The sequence below is a fragment of the Silanimonas sp. genome (assembly GCF_027530345.1).
Lineage (GTDB): Bacteria > Pseudomonadota > Gammaproteobacteria > Xanthomonadales > Xanthomonadaceae > Silanimonas.
The window spans coordinates 1-16,134 of record NZ_JAPZQK010000053.1; the positions used below are offsets into that span (position 1 = coordinate 1).

The window sequence follows — 16,134 nt, forward strand, 5'->3', positions numbered from 1 at the left end:
GAGATGGTGATGCCGGGCGACAACATCAAGATGGTGGTGACGCTGATCGCCCCCGTCGCGATGGACGAAGGCCTGCGCTTCGCGATCCGCGAAGGCGGCCGCACCGTCGGCGCCGGCGTCGTGGCCAAGATCATCAAGTAAACTCGCGCGATCCGCGCCGTCCCGGCGCTGTATCCGCACGGGATGGCGGGCCGCTCCACGGTCCGCCATTGCCGTTTTGAGGTCAATCGTTTCAACAACGTACGCCAGTAGCTCAATTGGCAGAGCAGCGGTCTCCAAAACCGCAGGTTGGGGGTTCGAGTCCCTCCTGGCGTGCCACCAACAAGGTCGTCGTTCCCCCGGGGCGCGGCCGGGATGCGCATGAACACCAAGGTCGAATCGACGAGCTCCGCGGTGAACCCGCTGGATCTGGCCAAGTACGCGGCGGCGATCCTGCTTGTCGCCGCCGGCATCGCCGGCTGGTACCTGCTGTCCTGGCCGACGCCGGTCCGCGTGCTGGTCGTGATCCTCGCGATCGTGGCCGCGGGTGCGGTCGCCGCGTTCACGGCCAAGGGCCGCGAGGCGCAGGAATTCGTCAAGGAATCGCTGTTCGAGCTTCGCAAGGTGGTGTGGCCCAGCACCGATGAGTCGATCCGTACCACGATCGTGATCCTCATCGTGGTGGTTATCGTCAGCCTGATCCTCGCAGGGTTCGATTGGGTGATTTCGCTGGGCGTGCGTGCGCTGCTCGGCCAGGGAGATGTGGCATGAGCAAGCGCTGGTATGTGGTCCACGCCTATTCGGGCTTCGAGAACCAGGTCGCCAAGGCCCTCGAGACGCGCATCGCGCGCTTCGAGATGCAGGACCGGTTCGGCCAGGTGCTCGTCCCGACCGAAGAGGTCGTCGAGATGCGCGCCGGGCAGAAGCGCAAGTCGGAGCGGAAGTTCTTCCCCGGCTACGTGCTGGTGCAGATCGAGACCACCGACGAGGCGGGCATCCCCCGCATCGACAACGAGAGCTGGCACCTGATCAAGGAAACCCCGAAGGTCATGGGCTTCATCGGTGGCACGGCCGAGCGCCCGCTGCCGATCCGTGACAGCGAAGCCGATGCCATCCTCGCCCGCGTGCAGGAAGGTGTCGACAAGCCGAAGCCCAAGGTGCTTTTCGCGCCGGGCGAGATGGTTCGCGTCGTGGATGGCCCGTTCAACGACTTCAACGGCACCGTCGAAGAGGTCAACTACGAGCGTAGCCGCCTGCGCGTCGCGGTGATGATCTTCGGCCGCTCGACCCCGGTCGAGCTCGAATTCGGCCAGGTCGAAAAGGCCTGAGCCAAGCCCCGGGCCCTTGGCTCGGGTTCGCCAGGGCTTCGGCCCCACGTCGCGGTAGGGTTTCCGGCAAGGCCGGATGCCCGCCGTGTCGTCGTTCAGGAAGGTTCCGTCCTCCTAGGGTAAGCTTGCGGGCTTCCCTTCGGGGTCGCGTGAAGCCAGGGCACGTCATTCCCTGGAAACGATGGGGAGGCTGCGTTGCGCAGCCGCATGCACCCGGAGAGCAGTCATGGCAAAGAAGGTTGTTGGTTACATCAAGCTGCAGGTGAAGGCCGGTCAGGCCAACCCCTCGCCGCCGGTCGGTCCTGCGCTGGGTCAGCGCGGCCTGAACATCATGGAGTTCTGCAAGGCGTTCAACGCCGCGACCTCCAAGCTCGAACCGGGTCTGCCGACGCCGGTCATCATCACGGCCTACTCGGACCGTACCTTCACCTTCATCACCAAGAGCGCGCCGGCTTCGGTGCTGCTGAAGAAGGCCGTCGGCATCGCTTCGGGTTCGAAGCGTCCGAACACCGAGAAGGTGGGCAAGGTCACCCGCGCCCAGCTGGAAGCCATCGTGAAGCAGAAGGAAGCCGACCTGACGGCCGCTTCCCTCGACGCCGCGGTGCGCACGATTGCGGGCTCGGCCCGTTCCATGGGTCTGGTGGTGGAGGGTTAAGCCATGGCAAAGATTTCGAAGCGTTACAAGGCCCTGTCGGCCCTCGTCGTCCCGGGTAAGACCTACGCGTTGAACGACGCGCTGGACATCATCACCAAGAACACCAAGACGAAGTTCGTCGAGTCGGTGGACGTCGCCGTGCGTCTCGGCGTCGATGCCAAGAAGTCGGACCAGCAGGTGCGCGGCTCGACCGTGCTGCCCGCCGGCACCGGCAAGACCGTTCGCGTCGCCGTGTTCTGCCCCCCGGGCGCCAAGGCTGACGAAGCCCTGGCCGCCGGCGCGGAAGCCGTGGGCATGGACGACCTCGCCGACAAGATGCTGGCTGGCGACCTGAACTACGGCGTCGTCATCGCCACGCCGGACGCCATGCGCGTCGTCGGCAAGCTGGGCCAGGTCCTCGGCCCGCGTGGCCTGATGCCGAACCCGAAGGTCGGCACGGTCTCGGCCAATCCGGCTGAAGCCGTGAAGAACGCCAAGTCGGGCCAGGTCCGTTACCGCACCGACAAGGCCGGCATCATCCATTGCACCATCGGCAAGGCCAGCTTCTCGGCCGAAGCGCTGTCGCAGAACCTGCACGCGCTGCTCGCCGACCTGGTCAAGGCCAAGCCGGCGACGGCCAAGGGCCAGTACCTGCAGAAGATCTCGCTGAGCTCGACGATGGGCGTCGGCGTTGCGATCGACCAGGCCAGCCTGTCGCTCGCGAAGTAATGGTTCAAGTCCGCCGCGGCCCTCGGGTTCGCGGCGGCGCAATTTAGAAGGCGCCCGCATCCCGCGGGGGCCATCTAAGACCGCAGGTGCGGTCAGCGCGGATCGACGTCGGGCAGGGATGCACGAAAGGCACGGAATCGCCGTCGACCCAAGCGGGCCCGCTTAATCCGGCCGAAAGGCCTGTCCTGCGCAGATGGTGCACCTTCTTCAGGATTCTCTGGAGAGGCCACCACGGACGCCCACGCGTCCCGGCGTGCACGGAAGCCGCCGCCCAAGGTGCCACCCCCTGCTGGAGCAGGAGGTGGATTGAAGTTAGGAGGAGTGCAATGGCTCTCAATCTGTCCCAGAAGCATGAAGTCGTCGCGGAAGTCGCGGCGGTTGCTGCCACGGCCCACTCCCTGGTCGCTGCCGAGTACGCAGGCGTCACCGTCTCCCAGATGACGGCGATGCGCAAGAAGGCTCGCGAGACCGGTGTCTACCTGAAGGTCGTCAAGAACACGTTGGCTTCGCGCGCTGTCGCGGGCACCGAGTTCGAGTGCACCCAGGACCAGCTCACCGGCCCGCTGCTTTACGCGTTCTCGACCGAGGAGCCCGGCTCTGCCGGTCGCCTGATCAAGGAGTTCGCCAAGGGCAACGACAAGCTGAAGGCGAAGGTCGTTTCGATCGGTGGCAAGGCCTATCCGGCCGCGCACCTCGAAGTCCTCGCCTCGCTGCCGACCCGCGACCAGGCCCTGTCCATGTTCCTCAGCACGCTCGTCGAGCCGGCCACCCGTGTGGCCCGCGCGTTCAAGGCGATTGCCGAGAAGCAGGAAGCCACGGCCTGACCGCCCCGCGACCCCGACTGCATTAGCAACTTTCCAGAGGTAAACAACATGTCCCTGTCCAACGATCAGATCATCGAAGCGATCGCCACCAAGTCCCTGATGGAAATCATGGACCTCGTCAAGGCGATGGAAGAGAAGTTCGGCGTCTCCGCCGCCGCCCCGGTCGTGATGGCTGCCGGCCCCGCCGTTGCCGCCGTCGTCGAAGAGCAGACCGAATTCACCGTCGTCCTGAAGGCCGCCGGCGAGAAGAAGGTCGAAGTCATCAAGGCAGTCCGCGCCATCACCGGCCTGGGCCTGAAGGAAGCGAAGGACCTCGTCGAGGGTGCCCCGCAGAACGTCAAGGAAGCCGTCTCGAAGGACGACGCCGCGAAGTTCAAGAAGGACCTCGAGGCCGCCGGCGCCACCGTCGAGCTCAAGTAAGCGTCACTTGGGTCGCCGCGTCATCGCCGGCGACACCACCAAGGCTGGGGGCGAAAGCCCCCGGCCTTTGGCCGTTTCAGGGCGTTCGTTCGCCTCGGCGGCCTGAATCCGCCGCGACAACCGCTCCATGCACCGAGTGGACAGTGAGAAGCAGCAGCAGAAGGCGTGCTGGTGCCGGCAATACCAGCGGCTTCCCACTGGCCACTTGACCCCCACAGCTCACAGAGCCTGAAGGTCCCCATGACGTACTCGTTCACCGAAAAGAAGCGCATCCGCAAGGATTTCGGCAAGCGCCGCGCCGTCCTCGACGTGCCCTACCTGCTTGCCATCCAGATGGATTCCTACCGTGAGTTCCTGCAGGAGGGCGCCCCCGCCGGCAAGCGCGCCGAGCAGGGCCTGCACGCCGCCCTCAAGTCGGTCTTCCCGATCTCGAGCTACTCGGGCAATGCCGCCCTCGAGTACGTCAGCTACCGTCTCGGCGAGCCGCCGTTCGACGTCCGCGAGTGCCACAACCGTGGCCTCACCTACGGCGCGCCGCTGCGCGTGACCGTCCGCCTGGTGATCTACGACCGCGAGTCGTCGACCAAGGCCGTGAAGTACGTGAAGGAGCAGGAGGTCTACATGGGCGAGATGCCCCTGATGACCGAGAACGGCACCTTCATCGTCAACGGCACCGAGCGCGTCATCGTCTCGCAGCTGCACCGTTCGCCGGGCGTGTTCTTCGACCACGACCGCGGCAAGACGCACAGCTCGGGCAAGCTGCTCTACAGCGCCCGCATCATCCCCTACCGTGGTTCGTGGCTCGACTTCGAGTTCGACCCGAAGGACATGGTCTACGCCCGCATCGACCGTCGCCGCAAGCTGCCGGTGACCGTCCTGCTGCGCGCGCTGGGCTACAGCAACGAGGAAATGCTGCAGCAGTTCTTCGAGATCAACACCTTCGCGCTGCTGCCGAAGGAAGGCGCCGAGCTGTCGCTGGTCGCCGAGCGCCTGAAAGGCGAGACGCTGAACTTCGACCTCGTTACCAATGGCAACGTGCTCGTCGAGGCCGGCAAGCGCATCACCGCGCGCCACGTCCGCCAGCTCGAGCAGGCCAAGATCGGCACGCTGGAAGTGCCGGACGACTACCTGGTCGGCCGCATCCTCGCGCACGACGTCGCCGATCCGAAGACCGGCGAGCTGCTCTCGGTCGCGAACGACGAGATCGACGACGCCCTGCTGGCCAAGTTCCGCAAGGCCGGCGTCGCCTCGTTCGGCACGCTGTGGGTCAACGACCTCGACCGCGGTCCGTACATCTCGAACACCCTGCGCAGCGACAGCACGCGCACCCAGCTGGAAGCGCTGGTCGAGATCTACCGCATGATGCGTCCGGGCGAGCCGCCCACCAAGGACGCCGCGCAGAACCTGTTCCACAACCTGTTCTTCACCTTCGAGCGCTACGACCTCTCGGGCGTCGGCCGCATGAAGTTCAACCGCCGCGTCGGCCGCAAGGAAGTGACGGGCGAGTCCGTGCTGTTCGACAGCAAGTACTTCTCGGCGCAGAACGGCGAGGAGGCCAAGCGCCTGATCGCAACGAACGGCCAGACCTCGGACATCCTCGACGTCATCCGTACGCTGTGCGAAATCCGCAACGGCCGCGGCGTCGTCGATGACATCGACCACCTGGGCAACCGTCGCGTGCGTTCGGTCGGCGAAATGGCCGAGAACGTGTTCCGCGTCGGCCTCGTCCGCGTCGAACGCGCCGTCAAGGAGCGCCTGTCGCTGGCCGAGTCGGAGGGCCTGACCCCGCAGGAGCTGATCAACGCCAAGCCCGTGGCCGCCGCGATCAAGGAGTTCTTCGGCTCCTCGCAGCTGTCGCAGTTCATGGACCAGAACAACCCGCTTTCGGAAGTCACGCACAAGCGTCGCGTCTCGGCCCTCGGCCCGGGCGGCCTGACCCGCGAACGCGCCGGCTTCGAAGTGCGCGACGTGCACCCGACCCACTACGGCCGCGTCTGCACCATCGAAACGCCGGAAGGCCCGAACATCGGCCTGATCAACTCGCTCGCCGTCTACGCGCGCACCAACCGCTACGGCTTCCTCGAGACGCCGTACCGCAAGGTCGTCAACGGCAAGGTGACCGACGACGTCGAGTTCCTGTCGGCGATCGAAGAGAACGAGTACACCATCGCCCAGGCCAACGCCGAGTTGGACGAGAAGAACGCCTTCACCGCCGAGTTCGTGACCTGCCGCCAGCAGGGCGAAGCGCTGCTGAAGCCGCCGGCGGAAATCCACTACATGGACGTCTCGCCCATGCAGTCGGTGTCCGTCGCCGCCGCCCTCGTGCCCTTCCTCGAGCACGACGACGCCAACCGCGCGCTGATGGGCGCGAACATGCAGCGCCAGGCCGTGCCGACGCTGCGTTCGCAGAAGCCGCTGGTCGGTACCGGCATCGAGCGCGCCGTGGCGCGTGACTCGGGCGTCACCGTGAACGCCCGCCGTGGCGGCGTCGTCGACCAGATCGACGCCGGCCGTATCGTCGTGCGCGCCAACGAAGACGAAGTCGGTGCCAACGATGCCGGCGTCGACATCTACACGCTCATCAAGTACCAGCGTTCGAACCAGAACACCTGCATCAACCAGCGTCCGCTGGTGAACGTGGGTGATCGCGTGGCCCGCGGCGACGTCCTCGCCGACGGCCCGTCGACCGACATCGGCGAGCTCGCGCTCGGCCAGAACATGCTGGTCGCGTTCATGCCGTGGAACGGCTACAACTTCGAAGACTCGATCCTCCTCTCGGAGCGCGTCGTCGAGCAGGACCGCTACACGACGATCCACATCGAAGAGCTGACCTGCGTCGCCCGCGACACCAAGCTGGGCCCGGAGGAAATCACCGCCGACATCCCGAACGTCTCCGAGCAGGCGCTGTCGCGCCTCGACGAGTCGGGCGTGGTGTACATCGGTGCCGAAGTGCGCGCCGGCGACATCATGGTGGGCAAGGTCACGCCGAAGGGCGAGAGCCAGCTGACGCCGGAAGAGAAGCTGCTCCGCGCGATCTTCGGCGAGAAGGCCTCGGACGTGAAGGACAGCTCGCTGCGCGTGCCCCCGGGCATGGACGGCACGGTCATCGACGTGCAGGTCTTCACCCGCGACGGCATCGAGAAGGACAAGCGCGCCAAGCAGATCGAGGATTCCGAGATCAAGCGCGTCAAGAAGGACTTCGACGACCAGTTCCGCATCCTCGAGAGCGCGATCTTCGCCCGCCTGCGTGGCCAGCTCATCGGCCGCACGGCCAATGGCGGCCCGAACGGCCTGAAGAAGGCCGACGTCACCGCCGAGTACCTCGACAGCCTGAAGAAGGACGACTGGTTCACCCTTCGCATGAAGGATGACGATGCGGCCGAGGCGATCGAGAACGCGCAGAAGCAGATCGAAGCCCACAAGGCCGAGTTCGAGAAGCGCTTCCAGGACAAGCGCGGCAAGATCACGCAGGGCGACGATCTCGCCCCGGGCGTGCTCAAGATGGTCAAGGTCTACCTGGCCGTGAAGCGCCGCATCCAGCCGGGCGACAAGATGGCCGGCCGCCACGGCAACAAGGGTGTCGTGTCGACGATCGTCCCGGTCGAGGACATGCCGCACATGGCCGACGGCCGCACCGTCGACATCGTGCTGAACCCGCTGGGCGTGCCGAGCCGAATGAACATCGGCCAGATCCTCGAGACCCACCTCGGCTTCGCCGCCAAGGGCCTCGGCGAGCGCATCCAGAAGATGCTCGAGGCGCAGGCCAAGGTCGCCGACCTTCGCGAGTTCCTCGACAAGATCTACAACCACGACAAGAAGATCTCGGGCAGCACCCGCGTCGACCTGAAGCAGTTCAACGACTCGGAGCTCCTCAACCTCGCCAAGAACCTCACCGACGGCGTGCCGATGGCCACCCCGGTGTTCGACGGCGCGGCCGAGGCCGAGATCAAGCACATGCTCGAGCTCGCCTACCCGAGCGACGACGCGCACACCCAGCTGCTCAACATGAGCGACAGCAAGACCCAGGTCACGCTGTTCGACGGCCGCACCGGCGAGTCCTTCGACCGCAAGGTCACGGTCGGCTACATGCACATGCTGAAGCTCAACCACCTCGTCGACGACAAGATGCATGCGCGTTCGACCGGCCCGTACTCGCTCGTCACCCAGCAGCCGCTGGGCGGCAAGGCGCAGTTCGGTGGCCAGCGCTTCGGCGAGATGGAAGTGTGGGCGCTCGAAGCCTATGGCGCGGCGTACACGCTGCAGGAAATGCTGACCGTCAAGTCCGACGACGTGCAGGGCCGAAACCAGATGTACAAGAACGTCGTCGACGGCGACCACGAGATGGTCGCCGGCATGCCGGAGTCGTTCAACGTGCTGGTGAAGGAAATCCGTTCACTCGGTATCAATATCGAGCTGGACGAGCAGTGATCGCGCGCGACTGACTGGAGAATCAAGCCATGAAAGATCTACTCAACCTGTTCAACCAGCAGCGCCCGACCCTTGATTTCGACTCGATCAAGATCGGCCTGGCGTCCCCGGACCTGATCCGCTCGTGGTCCTACGGCGAAGTGAAGAAGCCGGAGACCATCAACTACCGTACGTTCAAGCCGGAGCGTGACGGCCTGTTCTGCGCCGCCATCTTCGGTCCGATCAAGGACTACGAGTGCCTGTGCGGCAAGTACAAGCGCATGAAGCACCGCGGCGTGGTCTGCGAGAAGTGCGGCACGGAAGTGACGCTGGCCAAGGTCCGCCGCGAGCGCATGGGCCACATCGAGCTCGCCTCGCCGGTCGCCCACATCTGGTTCCTGAAGTCGCTGCCCTCGCGCATCGGCCTCATGCTGGACATGACGCTGCGCGACATCGAACGCATCCTGTACTTCGAAGCCTTCGTCGTGACCGAGCCGGGCTTGACTCCGCTCGAGCGCGGCTCGCTGATGAACGAAGAGCAGCTGATGCAGGCGCGCCAGGAGCACGGCGATGACTTCGAGGCCTACATGGGCGCCGAGGCCATCCACGAGCTGCTGCGCACCATCGACCTGCAGGCCGAGCTGCTCCGCCTGAAGGAAGAAATCGCCAGCACCAACTCCGAGACCAAGCTGAAGCGCCTCACCAAGCGCATCAAGCTCGTCGAGGCCTTCCTCGACTCCGGCAACCGCCCGGAGTGGATGGTCATGACCGTGCTGCCGGTGCTCCCGCCGGACCTGCGTCCGCTGGTCCCGCTGGACGGCGGCCGTTTCGCGACGTCGGATCTCAACGACCTGTATCGCCGCGTCATCAACCGCAACAACCGCCTCAAGCGCCTTCTTGAGCTGAATGCGCCGGACATCATCGTGCGCAATGAGAAGCGCATGCTGCAGGAGTCGGTCGATGCGCTGATGGACAACGGCCGTCGCGGCCGCGCCATCACCGGCACCAACAAGCGCCCGCTCAAGTCGCTCGCCGACATGATCAAGGGCAAGCAGGGTCGCTTCCGCCAGAACCTGCTCGGCAAGCGCGTCGACTACTCGGGCCGTTCGGTCATCGTGGTCGGCCCGACGCTGCGCCTGCACGAGTGCGGCCTGCCGAAGAAGATGGCGCTCGAGCTGTTCAAGCCCTTCATCTTCTCGAAGCTGCAGCGCCGTGGCCTCGCCACCACCATCAAGGCCGCCAAGAAGCTCGTCGAGCGCGAAGAGGCCGTGGTGTGGGACATCCTCGAGGAAGTCATCCGCGAGCATCCGGTCCTGCTGAACCGCGCCCCGACCCTGCACCGCCTCGGCATCCAGGCCTTCGAGCCGGTGCTGATCGAAGGCAAGGCGATCCAGCTGCATCCGCTCGTCTGTACGGCCTTCAACGCCGACTTCGACGGTGACCAGATGGCCGTCCACGTGCCTCTCTCGCTGGAAGCCCAGCTGGAAGCGCGCGCGCTGATGATGTCGACCAACAACATCCTGTCGCCGGCGAACGGCGAGCCGATCATCGTCCCGACGCAGGACGTCGTGCTCGGCCTGTACTACATGACCCGCGCCCTCGAGAACAAGAAGGGCGAGGGCATGGTGTTCGCCAACGTGGCGGAAGTCCGCCGCGCCTACGACAACCGCACCGTCGAGCTGCACGCCAAGGTCAAGGTGCGTGTCGCCGAGACCGTGAAGTCGGAGTCGGGCGAGACCAGCCGCAAGTCGACCGTGTACGACACGACCGTCGGCCGCGCGCTGCTGGCCGAGATCCTGCCGGAAGGCCTGTCCTTCACGATGGTCAACACCGAGCTCAACAAGAAGGCCATCAGCCGCCTCATCAACGGCTGCTACCGCCAGCTCGGCCTGAAGCACACCGTCGTGTTCGCCGACAAGCTGATGTACACCGGCTTCTCGAACGCCACCCGCGCGGGCGTGTCGGTCGGCATCGACGACATGACCATCCCGAACGAGAAGAAGGACATCCTCGCCAAGGCCGAGACCGAGGTGCTGGAGATCCAGAACCAGTACCAGTCGGGCCTGGTCACCTCGGGCGAGCGCTACAACAAGGTCGTGGACATCTGGTCGCGTACGAACGAGCAGATCGCCAAGGCGATGATGGACACCATCGGCACCGACAAGGTGAAGAACGCCAAGGGCGAGATGGTCGACCAGAAGTCGATGAACTCGATCTACATCATGGCCGACTCGGGCGCGCGTGGTTCGCAGGCCCAGATCCGCCAGTTGGCCGGTATGCGCGGCCTGATGGCGAAGCCGGACGGCTCGATCATCGAGACGCCGATCACCGCGAACTTCCGCGAAGGCCTGAACGTCCTCCAGTACTTCATCTCGACCCACGGCGCCCGTAAGGGCCTCGCGGACACCGCGCTGAAGACGGCGAACTCCGGCTACCTGACCCGTCGTCTTGTCGACGTGGCGCAGGACGTGGTGGTGACGGAAGTCGACTGCGGTACGACCACCGGCCTGACGCTGACCCCGATCGTCGAAGGCAGCGAAGTCACCGAAGCCCTGCGCGACCGCGTGCTGGGCCGCGTCGTGGCCGAGGACGTGTTCCTGCCGGGCAACGACGAGGAGCCGGTCGTCACCCGCAATACCCTGTTGGACGAAAAGTGGGTCGACAAGCTCGACGCCGCCGGCGTGCAGAGCATCAAGGTGCGCTCCTCGATCAACTGCGAAGCCAGCTTCGGCATCTGCGCCATGTGCTACGGCCGCGACCTCGCCCGTGGCCACCTGGTCAATCAGGGCGAAGCGGTCGGCGTCATCGCCGCGCAGTCGATCGGTGAGCCGGGCACGCAGCTGACGATGCGTACCTTCCACATCGGTGGTGCCGCGTCGCGAGCCGCCGCCGTCGACAACATCACCGTCAAGACGACCGGTTCGATCAAGTTCACCCACCTCAAGACGGTCGCCCATTCGGCCGGCCACCTCGTGGCGGTGTCGCGTTCGGGCGAACTGTCCGTGCTCGACCCGATGGGCCGCGAGCGCGAGCGCCACAAGCTCCCGTACGGCGCCACCATCAACGGCAAGGATGGCGATTCCATCAAGGCCGGCCAGGTCGTGGCCACGTGGGATCCGCATAACCACCCGATCGTGTCGGAAGTGAAGGGCTTCGTGCGCTTCATCGACTTCGTCGAAGGCGTCACCGCCATCGAGAAGACCGACGACCTGACCGGCCTCACCGCGATCGAGATCACCGATCCGAAGCGTCGCGGCCAGGCCGGCAAGGACCTGCGCCCGATGGTTCGCATCGTCGACGCCAAGGGCAAGGACCTGCAGATCCCGGGCACCGACCTCCCGGCCCAATACCTGCTCCCGCCGCGCGCCGTCGTGACGGTGCAGAACGGCGCCGAAGTGGGCGTTGGCGACGTCGTCGCCAAGATCCCGCAGGAAGCGTCGAAGACCCGCGACATCACCGGTGGTCTGCCGCGCGTCGCCGACCTGTTCGAGGCCCGCAAGCCGAAGGATCCGGCCGTCCTCGCGGAGCGCTCGGGCATCGTCAGCTTCGGCAAGGACACGAAGGGCAAGCAGCGCCTCATCATCAAGGACGCCGACGGCAACGAGCACGAAGAGCTCATCCCGAAGTACCGCCAGATCGTCGTGTTCGAAGGCGAGCACGTCGAGAAGGGTGAAGAGGTCGTCGCCGGCGAGCCGAACCCGCAGGACATCCTGCGCCTGAAGGGCGTCGAGGAGTTGGCTGCGTACCTGGTGAAGGAAATCCAGGACGTCTACCGCCTGCAGGGCGTCAAGATCAACGACAAGCACATCGAGACGATCCTTCGCCAGATGCTGCGCAAGGTCGAGATCACCGACGCCGGCGGCACGCGCTTCATGGCGGGCGAGCAGGTCGATCGTTTCCGCGTCGCCGACGAGAACGTCCGCGTCTCGGCGCGCAACGAGCTGCCGGCCCGCGTCGAGCCGGTGCTGCTGGGCATCACCAAGGCCTCGCTGGCCACCGAGAGCTTCATCTCGGCGGCCTCGTTTCAGGAGACCACCCGCGTCCTCACCGAGGCGGCCGTTCGCGGTACCCGCGACACGCTGCGCGGCTTGAAGGAAAACGTCATCGTCGGCCGCCTGATCCCGGCCGGTACCGGCCTCGCCTACCACGCGAAGCGCCGCACCGCCTCGACGGAGCTGACCGATGCCGACCTCGAGGCGCTTCGCGCGTTCTCGCCGGCGGCCGAGGCCAGCGCCGACGCCGGCTCGGACGAGTGATTCACCCAGCCCGGCGCCGCGCACGCGGCGCCGGGGCCTGTTCCGGCCTGAACGGCGGGGCATGGAGGGGCAGGGCGAGCGCCTTGCCTTGGCAAACCGCCGCCGACTCCTGTATAGTCGCCGGCTTATTGGCGGATTCGTCCGCCCAGATCACGAAATGAGGTCGCAGGATGCGCCTCGTGTTCGGCCCAGGATGGGCAGGAAAGTCCGCTGGCTGCGCCTCTTGGCGCCCATCGGGACCGCATCGGCTTCACGAGGCCGCCGCGGGCAAAGATTGCGTGTCGGCAGATCGGAGATCCCGGTCTGCCGGTGTCTTTTTTCGTCGTCGGCCCTAGGCCGATCGGCCTGGATCCAACCCTAAGCAGCGACCCTACTGATGGCAACGATCAACCAGCTGGTCCGCAAGCCGCGCCAGCCCAATACGTACAAGAGCGCCTCTCCGGCCCTCGCCAACTGCCCGCAGCGTCGTGGCGTGTGCACCCGCGTGTACACCACCACGCCGAAGAAGCCGAACTCCGCGCTCCGCAAGGTCGCGAAGGTCCGCCTCACCAACGGCTTCGAGGTCATCTCGTACATCGGTGGCGAAGGCCACAACCTGCAGGAGCACTCGGTGGTGCTGATCCGCGGCGGTCGCGTCAAGGACCTGCCGGGCGTGCGCTACCACACCGTGCGCGGTTCGCTCGACGCCTCGGGCGTCGCCAAGCGCCGCCAGAGCCGTTCGAAGTACGGCGCCAAGCGCCCGAAGAAGTAACGCGCTCTCCACATTTCAAGGTAGGCAAGCCTCATGTCCCGTAAAGGTCAGACCCCCGTCCGCGAAATCATCGCGGACCCCAAGCACGGCAGCGAACTCGTCGCCCGCTTCATCAACATGGTGATGAAGAGCGGCAAGAAGTCGATCGCCGAGCAGATCGTCTATGGCGCGATGGATGTCATCGGCCAGAAGAACGCCGAGCCGCTGCAGCTGGTCGAGAAGGCCCTCAGCAACGTCGCGCCGATGGTCGAAGTGAAGTCCCGTCGCGTCGGCGGCGCCACGTACCAGGTGCCGGTCGAAGTCCGTTCGACCCGTCGCATGGCGCTGGCGATGCGCTGGGTGATCGAGTCGTCGCGCAAGCGCGGCGAGAACTCGATGCCGCGCAAGCTCGCTGCCGAGCTGCTCGATGCTTCGGAAAACCGCGGTGGCGCCGTCAAGAAGCGCGAAGAAACGCACCGCATGGCGGAGGCCAACAAGGCCTTCTCGCATTACCGCTGGTAAGGCATAAGGGTTACTGACGTGGCACGTACCACACCGATCGACCGTTACCGCAACTTCGGCATCATGGCCCACATCGATGCCGGCAAGACGACGACCACCGAACGCATCCTGTTCTACACGGGCGTCAACCACAAGATCGGCGAAGTGCACGATGGTGCCGCGACGATGGACTGGATGGAGCAGGAGCAGGAGCGCGGCATCACCATCACGTCCGCGGCCACGACCTGCTTCTGGTCGGGCATGGACAAGTCGTTCCAGCAGCACCGCTTCAACATCATCGACACCCCCGGCCACGTCGACTTCACCATCGAAGTCGAGCGTTCGCTGCGCGTGCTCGATGGCGCGGTGTTCGTGCTGTGCGCCGTCGGCGGCGTGCAGCCGCAGTCCGAGACGGTGTGGCGCCAGGCCAACAAGTACAACGTGCCGCGCCTTGCGTTCGTCAATAAGATGGACCGCACCGGCGCCAACTTCATGAAGGTCATCGACCAGCTGAAGACCCGGCTCGGTGCCTACCCGGTGCCGATGCAGGTCGCGATCGGCGCCGAAGAGAACTTCGAGGGCGTCGTCGATCTGCTGAAGATGAAGGCCATCGTGTGGGACATGGCGACGAACGGCAACACCTTCAGCTACGCCGACATCCCGGCGAACCTGGCTGACGAGTGCGCCACGGCCCGTGCGTTCATGGTCGAGGCCGCCGCCGAGGCGTCCGAAGACCTGATGAACAAGTACCTCGAGGAAGGTGAGCTCTCGGAAGAAGAGGTCATCTCGGGCATTCGCGAGCGCACCCTGCGCGGCGAGATCATCCCGGCCTTCTGTGGTACGGCGTTCAAGAACAAGGGCGTGCAGGCGATGCTGGACGCGGTCATCCGCTACCTGCCGTCGCCGTCGGATCGTCCGCCGGTCAAGGGCATCGACGAGAACGAGCAGGAAGCCTTCCGCAACGCCGGTGACGGCGAGCCGTTCTCGGCGCTCGCGTTCAAGATCATGACCGACCCGTTCGTGGGTTCGCTTACGTTCTTCCGCGTCTACTCGGGCACCCTGAACGGCGGCGACCAGGTCTACAACCCGGTCAAGTCGAAGAAGGAGCGCATCGGCCGCATCCTGCAGATGCACGCCAACCAGCGCGAAGAGATCAAGGAAGTGCTTGCCGGCGACATCGCCGCGGCCGTCGGCCTCAAGGACGTCACCACGGGTGACACCCTCTGCTCGATGGACAACGTGATCACGCTCGAGCGCATGATCTTCCCGGAGCCCGTCATCTCGATGGCCGTGGAGCCGAAGACCAAGTCGGACCAGGAAAAGATGGGTATCGCCCTTGGCCGTCTGGCCCAGGAAGATCCCTCGTTCCGCGTCCGCACGGACGAAGAGTCGGGCCAGACGATCATCTCGGGCATGGGCGAGCTGCACCTCGAGATCCTCGTTGACCGCATGAAGCGCGAGTTCAACGTCGAAGCGAACGTCGGCAAGCCGCAGGTCGCCTACCGCGAGGCCATCCGCAAGGCGATCAAGCAGGAAGGCAAGTTCGTTCGCCAGTCGGGCGGTCGCGGCCAGTACGGCCACATCGTCATCGAGATGGAGCCGCAGGAGCGCGGTGCCGGCTACGTGTTCGAGAACGCCATCGTCGGCGGTACGGTTCCGAAGGAATACGTCACCGCGGCCGGCAAGGGCATCGAAGAGGCCATGAAGAACGGCGTGCTCGCCGGCTTCCCGGTCGTCGACGTCAAGGTCAAGGCCGTCGACGGTTCGTTCCACGACGTCGACTCCAACGAAATGGCGTTCAAGGTCGCCGGCTCGATGGCCTTCAAGGAGGGCTTCAGCAAGGCCAACCCGGCCCTGCTCGAGCCGATCATGAAGGTCGAAGTGGTGACGCCGGAGGATTACCTCGGCGACGTGATGGGCGACGTCAGTCGTCGTCGCGGCATCCTGCAGGGCAGCGATGACACGCCGTCCGGCAAGGTCATCAACGCGATGGTTCCGCTTGGCGAGATGTTCGGTTACGCGACCACCCTGCGCTCCATGTCGCAGGGCCGCGCGACCTACACGATGGAGTTCGACCACTACGCCGAAGCTCCGAACAATATCGCTGAAGCGGTCATCAAGAAGGCCTGATCCAGGCCCTCCGACCAACCGAATCCAACAGAATCAGACATAGAGGTAAGCAGTCATGGCAAAGGGCAAGTTCGAGCGCACCAAGCCTCACGTGAACGTGGGCACGATCGGTCACGTTGACCACGGCAAGACGACGCTGACGGCGGCGCTGACGAAGATTGGCGCAGAGCGTTTCGGTGGTGAGTTCAAGGCTTAC

The 16,134-nt window shown here is 65.3% G+C and carries 12 protein-coding genes, 1 tRNA gene and 1 pseudogene; all 14 read left to right on the plus strand.

Features of this window, described 5'->3' with window-relative positions; genetic code table 11:
• Nucleotides 1-141 (plus strand): annotated as a pseudogene (locus O9255_RS14605) (elongation factor Tu); the annotation flags it as partial.
• Between the two features lie 101 nt (nt 142-242).
• A tRNA-Trp gene (locus O9255_RS14610) sits at nt 243-318 on the plus strand.
• Between the two features lie 42 nt (nt 319-360).
• Nucleotides 361-750, plus strand: a complete 390-nt coding sequence (secE, locus tag O9255_RS14615) for a preprotein translocase subunit SecE (RefSeq protein WP_297867600.1) — start codon at nt 361-363, stop codon at nt 748-750.
• Complete coding sequence (nusG, locus tag O9255_RS14620) at nt 747-1,307, plus strand: transcription termination/antitermination protein NusG (RefSeq protein WP_297867601.1); 561 nt, start codon at nt 747-749, stop codon at nt 1,305-1,307. The genes secE and nusG overlap by 4 nt, the downstream gene beginning before the upstream one ends.
• A gap of 226 nt (nt 1,308-1,533) precedes the next feature.
• Nucleotides 1,534-1,962, plus strand: a complete 429-nt coding sequence (gene rplK / locus O9255_RS14625) for a 50S ribosomal protein L11 (RefSeq protein WP_297867602.1) — start codon at nt 1,534-1,536, stop codon at nt 1,960-1,962.
• Nucleotides 1,963-1,965: 3 nt separating this feature from the next.
• Nucleotides 1,966-2,670: a 50S ribosomal protein L1 gene (rplA, locus tag O9255_RS14630; protein ID WP_297867603.1), complete on the plus strand. Its 705-nt coding sequence runs from the start codon at nt 1,966-1,968 to the stop codon at nt 2,668-2,670.
• Between the two features lie 326 nt (nt 2,671-2,996).
• Nucleotides 2,997-3,494 (plus strand): 50S ribosomal protein L10, encoded by a 498-nt coding sequence (gene rplJ / locus O9255_RS14635; protein ID WP_297867604.1) that lies wholly within the window; start codon nt 2,997-2,999, stop codon nt 3,492-3,494.
• A 48-nt stretch (nt 3,495-3,542) separates the two neighbouring features.
• Nucleotides 3,543-3,914: a 50S ribosomal protein L7/L12 gene (gene rplL, locus O9255_RS14640; protein ID WP_297867605.1), complete on the plus strand. Its 372-nt coding sequence runs from the start codon at nt 3,543-3,545 to the stop codon at nt 3,912-3,914.
• Nucleotides 3,915-4,154: 240 nt separating this feature from the next.
• Complete coding sequence (rpoB, locus tag O9255_RS14645; protein ID WP_297867606.1) at nt 4,155-8,342, plus strand: DNA-directed RNA polymerase subunit beta; 4,188 nt, start codon at nt 4,155-4,157, stop codon at nt 8,340-8,342.
• 29 nt (nt 8,343-8,371) lie between these two features.
• On the plus strand, nt 8,372-12,577 hold the full coding sequence (gene rpoC / locus O9255_RS14650) for a DNA-directed RNA polymerase subunit beta' (protein ID WP_297867607.1): 4,206 nt from the start codon (nt 8,372-8,374) through the stop codon (nt 12,575-12,577).
• A 376-nt stretch (nt 12,578-12,953) separates the two neighbouring features.
• The gene (gene rpsL, locus O9255_RS14655; protein ID WP_294064272.1) at nt 12,954-13,328 is read left to right on the plus strand and encodes a 30S ribosomal protein S12; all 375 of its coding nucleotides are present in this window, start codon (nt 12,954-12,956) and stop codon (nt 13,326-13,328) included.
• Nucleotides 13,329-13,361: 33 nt separating this feature from the next.
• A complete protein-coding gene (gene rpsG / locus O9255_RS14660; protein ID WP_297867608.1) occupies nt 13,362-13,829 on the plus strand; it encodes a 30S ribosomal protein S7 in 468 nt (155 codons plus the stop codon).
• Nucleotides 13,830-13,847: 18 nt separating this feature from the next.
• Nucleotides 13,848-15,938 carry an elongation factor G gene (gene fusA, locus O9255_RS14665; RefSeq protein ID WP_297867609.1) on the plus strand — a complete coding sequence of 697 codons (2,091 nt, stop codon included), beginning with the start codon at nt 13,848-13,850 and terminating at the stop codon, nt 15,936-15,938.
• Nucleotides 15,939-15,993: 55 nt separating this feature from the next.
• Nucleotides 15,994-16,134: GTP-binding protein (locus O9255_RS14670; RefSeq protein WP_284449322.1), on the plus strand; the 141-nt coding region annotated here is incomplete at its 3' end.

Coding starts and splice junctions, on each gene's coding strand:
- secE (WP_297867600.1), top strand. CDS start 361: ATGAACACCAAGGTCGAATCGACGAGCTCCGCGGTGAACCCGCTGGAT.
- nusG (WP_297867601.1), top strand. CDS start 747: ATGAGCAAGCGCTGGTATGTGGTCCACGCCTATTCGGGCTTCGAGAAC.
- rplK (WP_297867602.1), top strand. CDS start 1,534: ATGGCAAAGAAGGTTGTTGGTTACATCAAGCTGCAGGTGAAGGCCGGT.
- rplA (WP_297867603.1), top strand. CDS start 1,966: ATGGCAAAGATTTCGAAGCGTTACAAGGCCCTGTCGGCCCTCGTCGTC.
- rplJ (WP_297867604.1), top strand. CDS start 2,997: ATGGCTCTCAATCTGTCCCAGAAGCATGAAGTCGTCGCGGAAGTCGCG.
- rplL (WP_297867605.1), top strand. CDS start 3,543: ATGTCCCTGTCCAACGATCAGATCATCGAAGCGATCGCCACCAAGTCC.
- rpoB (WP_297867606.1), top strand. CDS start 4,155: ATGACGTACTCGTTCACCGAAAAGAAGCGCATCCGCAAGGATTTCGGC.
- rpoC (WP_297867607.1), top strand. CDS start 8,372: ATGAAAGATCTACTCAACCTGTTCAACCAGCAGCGCCCGACCCTTGAT.
- rpsL (WP_294064272.1), top strand. CDS start 12,954: ATGGCAACGATCAACCAGCTGGTCCGCAAGCCGCGCCAGCCCAATACG.
- rpsG (WP_297867608.1), top strand. CDS start 13,362: ATGTCCCGTAAAGGTCAGACCCCCGTCCGCGAAATCATCGCGGACCCC.